This window comes from Enterococcus sp. HMSC078F03, assembly GCF_001811595.1.
GTDB classification, from domain to species: Bacteria; Bacillota; Bacilli; order Lactobacillales; family Enterococcaceae; genus Enterococcus; species Enterococcus faecalis.
In genome coordinates, this window is sequence record NZ_KV805579.1 from 96086 (window position 1) to 107988 (window position 11903).

Below are 11903 nucleotides of genomic sequence, written 5' to 3' on the forward strand. Positions count from 1 at the left end.
AAGATGAAGGGACCGATTTTTTTATTCATTATATACTAAATAAAATGACAAACTCGTCAACAGAAATCAAGGAGGAACAAATAAATGAAAAAGTCAGGCCAGAAGAAGCGAAATAAAAAAGTGTGGTTCGGTATTGGTGCCGCAGTGGTCGTCGTCGGATTTATCGGAGCAAAAACAGTTTTTTCTTCAAAAGAAGTTGAACCTGAATACACAACGTATACCATTACAGAAATGGCCTCATTAAAATTAGATGGTCAAGTGAGTTTTCTAGATACTCGGGATATTTTCTTTGATCCTTCTTTAGGGAAAATTGCCGAAATAAATGTTGAAAATGGTAAAGAAGTCAAGAAAGATAGTCCATTGTTAACGTACAATAACTCAGACATCCAAGCCACAGAAACAGAACAAGCGAATGCCGTTAATCGGAATAATCTTCAAGTCCAACAAGCACAAGAGAACGTTAACTTAGCCACTCAAAAATACAATGAAGCCTTAAACAAAGTTGCTGCAGCCAAGCAAAAATTAAACACCGCAAAAGAGGCTGAAGAGAAAGAAACACTAAATGCGGAAATTCAGCAATTGAATGAAGCTGTTAGTGCTGCGAATAGTGAAGTCGCCCAAGCTAACCAAGCCCTTCAATTAGCCAACAGTGATGCCGTCGGAGCAGCAAACACGCTTGAACAAACACGTGGCAAAGTCAACACAGTTGTTACAGCACCAATTGATGGCCAAGTCACTGTCGATGCTAGTGCCATGAGTAGTACCGACAAACCAGTCATTAAAATTGCAACACAAAAGAAAAATATTCAAGGAAAAGTAACCGAGTATGATTACGATAAATTACAGACAGGGGAAGAAGTAACAGTGACGACCGTTGGTTCAGGCAAAACAGCGCCAGGCAAAATCGTTTCCATCGCGCAAACCCCAATAGCTAAAAATGAAGGCAACCCAGTAGTGAGTTATCAATTTACAGTAGAAGGTGATTTTCCTTGGGCAGAAGGCTTGTCTACTAGCATCGCTGTGCCGCAAAAGCAAATGATTATACCGACAGCAGCAATCCAAAAAGATGGCGAAAAAGAATTTGTCTATGTTTACAAAGCGGGCAAAGCGAAAAAAACACCGATTGAAACAGAAACAAATTTAGGTCGTAAAGTTGTCAAAAGTGGCTTGAACTGGAAAGACCAAGTGATTGCCAATCCCAATAAAGAATTAAAAGATAATCAAGATGTTCAGGTAGCTGCCAATGATTAAGCTAGCCCATATTCATAAATATTATTATTCCGAAGAAGAAACACTGCATGTGTTAGATGATATTAATCTCCAAGTAGAGGCTGGAGAATTTTTAGCGATTATGGGTCCTTCTGGTTCTGGGAAATCGACTTTAATTAATTTGCTAGGCTTTATTGATAAAAAGTTTGAAGGAACGTATTTATTTGAAGACCGTGAAATTGGCGACTTTTCTGATAAGGAACTATCCCGAATTAGAAATGAAGCAGTCGGCTTTGTCTTTCAGAATTTTAGTTTAATTGAAACACTAACAGTTGAAGAAAACATTGAATTACCTCTTTTATATAGTGGGTTAACCCCAAAAGAAGCCAAAGATCGTGTCCACGAAGTTCTGACAAAAGTCGGCTTGCCAGATAAAGGCAAGAAGCATCCAAAACAACTTTCGGGCGGACAACAACAACGTGTGGCCATTGCGCGTGCGATTGTCAATCGGCCAAGTTTTATTATTGCAGATGAACCAACTGGGGCTTTAGATAGTAAAACATCAGAAGAAATTTTAACGCTCTTTCAGCAATTAAACAATGAAGGTGTCACCATTATTTTAGTGACACATGATGAAGAAACAATTGAATACTGCAATCGTTTGATTAAAGTTCGTGATGGAAAGATTTTAGAGGAGGTGCTGACATGAAACGTTCAATTATTTGGAAAACCGCCTTCCGTTCCATTTTGAAAAATAAGCGACGCAGCTTGTTAACGATGCTAGGGATTGTCATCGGGATCGCTTCGGTGATTACCATCGTGGCTATCGGTAACGGCTTTAAAGAAGACATGGTCGATAAATTATCCGCTGAAAAACAAAAAGAAAATGTGAAGAAGATTTCTTTTTCGGCCTACAACACTTCGGATATGTTTAGTGACCAAGCGATGTTTACTGACAATGATTTAGGGGTCGTGCGCATGGTTCCTGGCGTAGAAAAAATTGATTTTGATCAAAGAGAAGTTGATGGCGCCCAAAAAGGTACACTGAATTTTCAAGCAGGACCGAAAAATCTTTCTGTAACCTATGAACTTGCCGACAAAACCACCAAAGAATTGTTGGCGGGACGCCAACTGAATGATGGAGACAATGCAAAACTGGATAAAACAGTGGTGGTGGATGAACTGGTTGCCAAAGAACTCTACCAAGACCCAACTGCAGCAGTTAATCGAACTTTTCCATATAAAGAGCAACTTTTTACCATTGTTGGCGTGACAACCAATACCAGCGGTGCCATTGGTCCAGGTAATGATGACTCATTACTTTATTTTCCCAAAAAGACCTATGAACATTATTTCGGCAAGCTAAAAGATACATCTACGTTGAAGCTAACAGTGGCACCTGGCTACCAACCAGATCAAGTATTGAAAGAAACAATAAAAGCTCTCTCTCAACAAGGAACCATGAAAAACAGCGGGACATATCAAGAATATAATGTTAAAGATACCATCAAAGAAATGGGCTCTTTATTAAATAATTTAACCTTGTTTATTTCCGCAATTGCAGCCATTTCACTGGTAATTGCTGGGGTCGGCGTTATGAATATGATGTACATTTCGGTCTCAGAACGGATTAAGGAAATTGGTATCCGACGTGCATTGGGCGGGACAGCCAGTGATATTAAAAAGCAATTCTTAACAGAAGGAATTGCCTTGACCTTAATCGGCGGAATTACTGGTTATCTTTTAGGAATGATTATTGCCTACTTGGCCTCAATGGCACTACCGTTTTCTGTTCGACCAGATTTAATGACCGTTTCATTAGCCATCGGGATTTCTGTCTTTATCGGGGTTGTATTTAGCTATTTCCCTGCCTCGGCAGCTTCGAAAAAAGACTTGATCGATATTATGAAATAAATATAAGCAGCAAAAAAACAGCCACTTTTGGCTGTTTTTTTTAGTGAAAGTAGAAAAAAATCCAAAGATTTCAAGAGAAAATAGCTAACAAACGTCAAAAGGTTGATATTAGCTACCAACCTTTTGACGTTTGTTAGCTAAATAAAAAAAGAAAAAATTAAAAAAATAGCATATTGAGGATTAAATAACAAATATTTTTTTAAATAAGACTATTAGAAAGCCTTTATAAATCAGGGATTATAGGAATGACTGTTAATGACTGATTTGCTTGTAAATTTCTAAATTTTAATTCGAAAAATTTCCAGTATACTAAATATATCAAATCGAAACACGAAAATTGAGAAAATTTTGAACTAAAAAAGAATTAAGGAGGAATCAAGAATGAAAATAATGGTCATCACAAAAAATATTTTATCAGAAACTGCTTTTCAAAACCGCTTACAGCATTTAGATCACCAAGTTTTTTGTACGACGTGTCTGATTGGTGAAATTAAGGAAAGTCATTTGTTTTATCGAAAATTTGATGCCATCATTCTCAGCGAAACGATTCCTCGCAAAGAACAATATTTATATCTAAAGGAATTAGCCAGAGTTAAAACGCCGTTGTTTCTTCGCTCCGAAGACATTCCTACCTCGGAAGAATTGAGCATCAGCTATCAATATGGCATTCTCAATTGGCTACGATTGGATGCGACTTTGGATACATTAAGAGAAAATCTCCTCTTGGCAGAATTAAATAAACCCATCCAACGAGAAGATGAAAAGTTAAACGTAGAAGGGATAAAGCTAACCGCTACAGAACGGGCACTACTGGCTGTCTTGTACAGTACGCCAAAAGAACACTTACCAATGGAGCGCCTGTGTAAATTAATTTATGACACAGAAGAAACAGCCAACAATCGAAAAAAAATGACCAAACAGCTGACAAAATTAAATAAAAAAATTCAAGTAGGGGGCTTTAAAAAACAAGGTATCCAAAATACACGGTATAAAGGCTACAAACTGCATCCGCAGTTGCTTCCTTACATTGGCGAATTATTTACTTAAAATAGAGAAGCACTTGACGAATGAAAATCACCATCACAGGATGACCTCTAAAAACCATGCTATACTAATACGGAATAGTATAGGAGGTGGGTCTGTATGAAAGACGGACTATATTGGGTACAACAATTAAAAGAACAGAAAGTAAGTCGCACAGAACTCTTAAAGGATATTGAGAAAAAAGTCCAAAAGTTAAATCCAAAGATCAATGGCTTTGTAACCTTTGATAGCCAAGAAGCAGAAGCAACTTATCAAAAAAATAAACACCAGGACACACTATTTGCTGGTTTGCCATTTCCATTGAAAATGTTAGGCCAAGAAAAAGCGGGGTGGTCAGCAACGGCCGGCTCGCAACTTTTTAAAAATAGTACTGCAACAACGACCTCTAACTTTGTCAAACAAGCAGAAACGATTGGTTTGATGCCCTTAGGACAAACCAACGCCCCAGAGTTTGGCTTTAAAAATATTACGGATCCTGCGCTTTACGGGCCAGCCCGCAATCCTTGGAACCTGGAACATTCGCCAGGCGGTTCCAGTGGCGGCGCTGCCGCAGTTGTCGCTAGCGGGATTGTTCCTATCGCCGGCGCTAGTGATGGCGGTGGCTCCATCCGAATTCCCGCCTCTTTTAGTGGCTTAATTGGCTTAAAACCTAGCCGTGGCTCCATGCCTGTCGGCCCAGAAGGCTGGCGAGGCTGGCAAGGTGCCTCGATTGACTTTGCGTTGACTATTTCTATGAGAGACACCAAAGCATTATTTTATGGCCTACGTGGTAGCCACAGTGGCGCCCCCTACCAAGCGCCCTTGGCAGAATGGCAAACACACCCTAAAAAACAACGGCTAAAAATTGCTCTGTGCACCGCTTCGCCTATCGGCTCACTGATTTCGCCAGAAGCAACACAAGCGGCGAAACAAGCGGCTGATTTTCTGGCAGCCGCTGGCCATGAAATCATTGAGATTCCTTATCCAGTCGATGGTGCAGCGCTGATTCGCTCCTATTATCAAATGAACGGCGCAGAAACTACAGCGATGATGAATAGCATTCAACAGGGGCTCGGGCGCCCAATTCGTAAAGAAGAAATCGAACCTTTTTCATGGACCATGCATCAATTTGGCCAAAAGATTCCAGCAGCCACCTATGTTCATTCATTACAGTTGTGGGATCAAGCAGCAGTAACGATGGAAGAACTTTTCCAAAAATTTGATCTGTTTTTATCACCAACAACGGCTTTTTCAGCACCAAAAATTAACGAAGATTTGCAAAGTGAGCACATTCGTCAACGAATGGCGCAAGCAGCAGAATTAACAGAAGCAGAATTAGCTGAATTAATCTATGATTATTTTGATAAAAGTTTACAGCTAACACCGTATACTCAACTAGCGAACTTGACAGGACAACCAGCCATCAGCTTGCCCACACATGTGACGGCAACGGGGTTACCCTTAGGCATTCAATTGCTGGCTGCTCGTGGACGTGAAGATCTCTTATTCCAAGTAGGCGAACAGTTTGAGCAAGAAGGCAAATTTAAATTACCAGAAAGTTATCGCTAAATAGGGTGTTATTGTGACCAAATTTCAGATAAAATAGACACAAGACAAAAAACTGAGGTGGAAAAATGCTGTACGTAGTGAGACATGGTGAAACAGATTATAATGTGGCCCGTAGAATTTGTGGTCATGCGGAAGCGCAATTGACCGAAAAAGGCTATCAACAAGCGGAATTGGTAGCTGAAAAAATTGCCAAACAAGGAATTCAAATCGACCGTTTACTGGCGTCGCCTTTAAAACGGGCGCAAGAAACAGCACGTAAAATTGCGGAACGAAATCAATTGACGATTGAAACAGAACCACGTTTAATTGAGATGAATTTTGGCATTTATGATGGTGAACCGATTGAAACAACGGCTTTCCAGGAAAATCGTTCTGAGATTTCCTTGCCATTTCCAGAAGGGGAATCAGTCTTAGATGTCGCGGGCCGAATTTATCCCTTGATTGAGGAAGCCTTGGCTTCAGAGGAAACTTACCTATTTGTTTGCCACAATGCGGTTATGCGAGTCATTGATAACTACTTCAATGGTAAAAAAATCCAAGATTTCTTGGACTTTCATTGTGAAAATACACAACTTGTACAATACGGAGAATAAAAATCAAGTCTTTAATCTTTTGGTTAAAGACTTGATTTTTTTATGGTAAATAAGAAATCGCTTCCGTTTTAATGTATAATAAATTAACTTTTTGATCAAAAAAGAAATGGGGAAAAGACTATGAGAATTGATAATATTCATCAAGCGTTAAAAAAGTTTCACGTACAAAATCCAAGTAGCAAAGCAACCTTGTTGCCCGCAACGGCTTCGCAATTAAGTCAGGCCTCTGGCTATACCCGAACCGCTGTTAGTGAAGAGCTTTCAGAATTAGTGAGAAAAGACCAAGTCGTTAAAGTTAAATCAAGACCAGTGTTATTTTTTGATAAAGACTACTTAGAGGAACAGTTTCCTTTTTTTAAAAGTAGCACGTGTTACGATTCCCTCGCTTCGCTGCAAGAGGACATTTATCAACAGACAGAACAGATACATAAGAAAAAGCAGCTACTGAAAATGAATCCATTTGCGAACGTAATTGGTTTTGATGGGAGCTTAGCAGACGCCATCAAGAAGTTGAAAGCCGCTATTTTATATCCGCCTAATGGCTTGAATATTTTACTTACTGGAGAATCTGGAGTTGGGAAAACCTTAATTGCAGAACAATTACACCAATTTTATCAAGTTAAAATGAACAAAGAAGTTCCATTCATTTATTTTAATTGTGCAGAATATTTCAACAATCCAGAATTATTAACTTCTCATCTGTTTGGCTATAAAAAAGGCAGTTTTACTGGTGCCGTCAATGACCAAAAAGGCTTAGTGGAGTTGGCAGATGGTGGTTTTTTATTTTTAGATGAAGTCCATCGATTAACGAGCGAAGGTCAAGAAAAATTGTTTACAGTTTTGGATAAAGGGTATTTTACACGGATGGGTGAAGCCGAAAAACAAAGAAATGTATCGATAAAATTTATTTTTGCAACAACCGAAGCAGTCAATCAACATTTTTTGAAAACGTTTTTAAGAAGGATCCCTGTGACATTAGCTATTCCAGCTTTAGCCGAGCGCTCTATGAAAGAAAAAATTCAATTGATTTTGTCCTTTTTCTTAGAAGAAAGTCAACGGATTCAAAAGAATATCCATATTCGTTATGAGGCGTTGAAACAATTAACGTTTACTCATTTTGAAGCCAACGTTGGCGAATTGAAAGCGGCGATTCAATTTATGAGCGCACAAGCCTATTTAGAGGTGTTCGATCAATTAACGGAAACTATTTGCATTGAAGCAAACGAGGGGACAGTCAAAGAGCAACCTGATGTAGAAAGTCTGCTGGCTTTTAATGAGTGGATACCTAACGATGGCCTCACGATTCAATACAACCATTTTTATTTAAGCAGTCAAGAGTTACTCAAATCAGAAAGTCTGAAAAATGATCGTTTTTATAATTTTCTATTGAAAGAATATGCAGATTTGAAAAAATTAACTCTTTCGACAGAGGATGCGCTAGCAATCATGCAAAACAAAGTCGAGCAACTTTATGATATGGACATTTTTGCTCAAGAACCGCTAGCCTTAGAGGCCATTGACGAAACATTGCAGCCAAAAATTCAAGAAGCCATTGTCTTTTTTGAACAATTAATCCAAGAAAAATTGACAGAGGATTTCCAGAATATTTTAATTGTCCACCTTTATTCTGCTGTTTTTTATTCTGCACAAATGAATGAAACATTTTATTCAGATACCAAAAATATCTATTCTGGCAAAGTAACCCAGTATCAAGCTGCTAAGACCATGGTGGACTTTTTACAAACGCTGTTTGGGATTTCTTTTGCTGATACGGAAATCCTCTTTTTTGATCTATTTATTCGTAAAGTCACAGCTAAAAAAAGAGCGCACTCAGTTGAAGAAAACTGTGGCGTTATCGTCGTTGCACATGGTGCCGCGACGGCCAGCAGCATGGTTGAGTACACCAACCTTCTGTTCTCAACAACGGTCATGCGTGCAGTTGATATGCCAATTAATCAATCAGTGGAAGAAACATTAGAAAAAGTCCGTACAATTGTAAAGCAAAATCAGTATAAAAAAATTATTTTAATGGTGGACATCGGTTCCTTGGTTTACTTTGGTAATGCTATCAGTCAAACGTTTCAAATGGAAGTGCTGCTAATTAGCAATATCAATCTCTTAACATTGCTAGAAGTGGCCCGAGAAGTCATTTATGAATCGACGGCGTTTGAGTATCTATTACCAGTCTTAAAAGAAAAAAATCATCGCGCCTTGATTTGCAGTAAAGGTCGCTTCAACGAGGCAAAAGTTCTCATTATTTCCTGTCTAACTGGCATGGGGACTGCTATTAAAATTGAACAGTTGTTACTAAAAACTTTTCCCAATGAATTACTAACGAATGTACGCATCATTACTTTAGAGAAAAGAGAAGTGGAAGACATTGATCGCTTGCATTCTTTTATTCGGAAAGAAGAGAAAATCGTTGGCATCATTGGCACCGTAAAGACAGAAGTGCCAGATATTCCGTTTATTTCTTTACAAGATTTACTATCGAAGCGGGGCATTCAGCTAGTTTTCGAATTATTAGGCCATCATTTAGAAGAAAAACAAAACCAAGAGTTACTAAAGAAAGTTTCAGCTAAATATATTCAAGGATTATCAATCGAAGCTATTACAGACTTACTAACAGTTTTGAATCCGACAACCATTTCAATCGAATTAGCTAAGATTTATTCAGACATTTGCTTGCAAACCAAAATAAAAAGTGACGAAAAGATTTTACTTCGTTTTATCATTCATTGTGCTTGTATGTTAGAACGGCAATTGCTAAATCCAGAATATGACCCGACAGCTTATGAAGTGTCATACCGAGAGTTGCCAGAAGCAGTATCTGTCATAAAAATGGCGTTTCGACCGATTGAAGTGTCCTATAATTTGTTGATTCCACCTTTGGAAGTGCGTTATATTTATGAATTGCTCTTTGAAAAGGCTTAATTCAAACGGAAATGAAAGTTGGCACACTTATTGCTTTTAATAAAATGATTAATTAGCAAAGGAGTTTGTTTATGGAAAATGAACCAATTTTACTTTTAACACACAATGGTTGGGGCTTGGAATTAGTCAAAAGCGTCCAGATGATTGTTGGAGAAGTTACAAATGTACATGAAGTTGCATTACAAGCAGAGGATTCACTGGGGGATTATTTAGAACGAGTCACAGAAAAAATTGAACAATTAACGTGGCACAACCAGCTGCTAATTTTAACAGATGTTAAAGGCGGCACACCTAGTAACGTTGCATTGCGTTTATCAAAAGATTATGACCTCCTGATTGTGTCCGGACTATGCACATCGTTATTATTAGAATCCGTCATGAAACAAAGTGGTCCTGGGTTTCGTTTACAAGACGCAGAAATGATTCAACAAGCAGCAGTAGACAGTTGTCAAATTTTAGAAATTCCAAAATAAGAAAGTACAGGTGAACAGAATGTCAAAAATCGTATTAACAAGAGTCGATAGTCGTTTAATCCATGGACAAGTAGTGACTAAATGGTTACAACAATCAGGTGCAAATGAAATTTTGGTAGTGAGTGATGAACTAGAGCAAGATGAATTTTTACAAAGTATTTATTTAATGGCAGCGCCTCCAGGGGTTTCTGTAGTAATTAAAGGGATTGAAAATGCCAAAGAATATTGGGAATCGCAAGAAAAGGAAGAGAAAAAGGTGTTATTTTTAGTGCCAGATTTAACGACCTTAAAAGCGATGGTGGACCAAGAAATTATTAAAGAGGAGATTCAAGTTGGTGGCTTAGGTGGCGGACCAAATCGGAAAAATGTTTTAAAAAATATCAATTTATCTGAAGAAGATGTTGCAATTTTGACTGAACTTTTAACGAAGGGCATCCATGTTTTCTTCCAAGCGATTCCCGAAGAAAATCCCCTACCAATTCAAAAATTAATTGAAAAATATCAATCACTATAATCAGAGAAAAAGGAGAGAATCATATGGGCGTTTTAGGTGTTTCAATTATTATGGGACTTTATTATTGGTTTGCACGTTTGCGTTTTGGGTACACATTTTCAGGCATGCTGTCTCAGCCATTAGGTGCAGCATTGGTGGCTGGTTTAGCAACAGGAAAACTTAGTGAAGCAATGGTTGTGGGGGCGGGGATTCAACTTGTTTATCTCGGAGTCACCTCTACACCGGGCGGCAATGTGCCTAGTGATCCGGCTTTAGCTTCAGCAATTGCGATTCCAATTGCTTTAGGTGTGGGAATGAATGCCGAGGCGGCTGTTGCACTAGCTGTTCCTTTTGGTGTGTTAGGCGTCTTTATGGATCAATTACGGCGGACCATCAATGCGACGTGGGTGCATATGGCTGATAAATATGCAGAAGAGTTAAATTATGGGGGGATTTACCGAGCTGCGTTTGTTTATCCAGCTTTAGCGGGATTTTTAATTCGCTTTCCGTTGGTTTTTGCGGCGAACTTTTTTGGTCAATCTGTGGTGAATAAAGTCTTAGAAGTTATCCCAGCATGGTTGATGCACGGCTTTGAAGTAATGGGTGGTATTTTACCAGCGTTAGGATTCGCCTTAACAATTATGGTAATTGGCAAGAAAAATTTGATTCCTTATTTTTTAATTGGTTTTGTTGCAGTAGTATATTTTGGCGCAGAAGTTATGGCCGTCGCTATTTTAGGAATCTGTATTGCCTTTTTAGTTAGAAATAAGGCATTGAGTGAGGAGGCAGCATAATGGAACAAATGACACAAGCAAATGAACAACAATTGGAACAGAAAAAAATTACTAAAAAAGAATTATCCAAAGCCTTTTGGATTTATCAACTAGGCTGTGAGTTATCCAATTCTTATGAACGTCTCCAAAGTTTAGTTTTTTGTGCATCGATGATTCCTGCAATTAAAAAACTTTACGCAGACGATGAAGAACAACAAAGAGAAGCTCTGAAACGTCATTTGAATTTTTTTAATACTGAAGGAACAGTAGGGGCTTCAATTCAAGGGATTGCAATTGCTATGGAGGAAGAAAAATCCAATGGTGCAGCGATCTCTGATACGGCGATCACATCGATTAAAACTGGGTTGATGGGTCCGCTGGCTGGGATTGGCGATTCGATTATTTGGGCAGCATTAATGCCGTTAATCATTTCCATTTTTATTCCAATGGCTAAAGGAGGTAACGTGATTGGAAGTATCGGTCCGTTGGTTCTGTACACAGCCATTACGTTATACATCAGTTGGACATTAGTGAATAAGTCCTATACATTAGGGCGTAATTCAATCTTAAGTTTGTTAAAAGACGGCAAAATTAAGCAAGTCATTTATTCAGCAAATGTTTTAGGAATGATGATGATGGGCGCTTTAAGTGCGAGTTATGTTAAAATTGCTAGCCCGATGACGTTTAAAGTTACTGGCGGTGCCACGATTGTTTTACAAGATATTCTAGATCAAATTATGAAAGGGTTACTTCCTTTAGCAGCAGTCATGGCTATTTATTTCTTCATGGTAAAGAAAGGCCCACGTTACGGTATCATTATCGGCACGATTGTCTTAGTTAGTTTGGTCACTTCATTCTTTGGTTTGTTATAAAGGAGAAAATAATGAATAGTTACGAAAAATTCCACTTAAAAGAAGTCATT

At 38.4% G+C, this 11903-nt stretch carries 11 protein-coding genes; all 11 read left to right on the top strand.

Annotated features, from left to right (window positions below; genetic code table 11):
* Nucleotides 1–84: 84 nt before the first annotated feature.
* The 11 genes from HMPREF2810_RS10820 (at nucleotide 85) to HMPREF2810_RS10870 (ending at nucleotide 11853) form a co-directional block, all read left to right on the top strand.
* Nucleotides 85–1251 (top strand): efflux RND transporter periplasmic adaptor subunit, encoded by a 1167-nt coding sequence (locus HMPREF2810_RS10820; protein WP_002383326.1) that lies wholly within the window; start codon nucleotides 85–87, stop codon nucleotides 1249–1251.
* Nucleotides 1244–1918: an ABC transporter ATP-binding protein gene (locus HMPREF2810_RS10825; RefSeq protein WP_002383327.1), complete on the top strand. Its 675-nt coding sequence runs from the start codon at nucleotides 1244–1246 to the stop codon at nucleotides 1916–1918. The genes HMPREF2810_RS10820 and HMPREF2810_RS10825 overlap by 8 nt, the downstream gene beginning before the upstream one ends.
* On the top strand, nucleotides 1915–3123 hold the full coding sequence (locus HMPREF2810_RS10830; RefSeq protein ID WP_002383328.1) for an ABC transporter permease: 1209 nt from the start codon (nucleotides 1915–1917) through the stop codon (nucleotides 3121–3123). Before HMPREF2810_RS10825 ends, HMPREF2810_RS10830 begins: the two co-directional genes overlap by 4 nt.
* A gap of 381 nt (nucleotides 3124–3504) precedes the next feature.
* Complete coding sequence (locus tag HMPREF2810_RS10835; protein WP_002383329.1) at nucleotides 3505–4170, top strand: helix-turn-helix domain-containing protein; 666 nt, start codon at nucleotides 3505–3507, stop codon at nucleotides 4168–4170.
* Between the two features lie 96 nt (nucleotides 4171–4266).
* Nucleotides 4267–5715 carry an amidase gene (locus HMPREF2810_RS10840; RefSeq protein WP_002383330.1) on the top strand — a complete coding sequence of 483 codons (1449 nt, stop codon included), beginning with the start codon at nucleotides 4267–4269 and terminating at the stop codon, nucleotides 5713–5715.
* A gap of 65 nt (nucleotides 5716–5780) precedes the next feature.
* On the top strand, nucleotides 5781–6308 hold the full coding sequence (locus tag HMPREF2810_RS10845; RefSeq protein ID WP_002359138.1) for a histidine phosphatase family protein: 528 nt from the start codon (nucleotides 5781–5783) through the stop codon (nucleotides 6306–6308).
* 120 nt (nucleotides 6309–6428) lie between these two features.
* Nucleotides 6429–9242: a sigma-54-dependent transcriptional regulator gene (locus HMPREF2810_RS10850; protein ID WP_002383331.1), complete on the top strand. Its 2814-nt coding sequence runs from the start codon at nucleotides 6429–6431 to the stop codon at nucleotides 9240–9242.
* Nucleotides 9243–9313: 71 nt separating this feature from the next.
* A complete protein-coding gene (locus HMPREF2810_RS10855; protein ID WP_002367343.1) occupies nucleotides 9314–9715 on the top strand; it encodes a PTS sugar transporter subunit IIA in 402 nt (133 codons plus the stop codon).
* 19 nt (nucleotides 9716–9734) lie between these two features.
* The gene (locus HMPREF2810_RS10860) at nucleotides 9735–10229 is read left to right on the top strand and encodes a PTS sugar transporter subunit IIB (protein WP_002368351.1); all 495 of its coding nucleotides are present in this window, start codon (nucleotides 9735–9737) and stop codon (nucleotides 10227–10229) included.
* 23 nt (nucleotides 10230–10252) lie between these two features.
* On the top strand, nucleotides 10253–11002 hold the full coding sequence (locus HMPREF2810_RS10865) for a PTS mannose/fructose/sorbose/N-acetylgalactosamine transporter subunit IIC (RefSeq protein WP_002355079.1): 750 nt from the start codon (nucleotides 10253–10255) through the stop codon (nucleotides 11000–11002).
* The gene (locus HMPREF2810_RS10870) at nucleotides 11002–11853 is read left to right on the top strand and encodes a PTS system mannose/fructose/sorbose family transporter subunit IID (RefSeq protein WP_002359140.1); all 852 of its coding nucleotides are present in this window, start codon (nucleotides 11002–11004) and stop codon (nucleotides 11851–11853) included. The genes HMPREF2810_RS10865 and HMPREF2810_RS10870 overlap by 1 nt, the downstream gene beginning before the upstream one ends.
* Nucleotides 11854–11903: the final 50 nt, after the last annotated feature.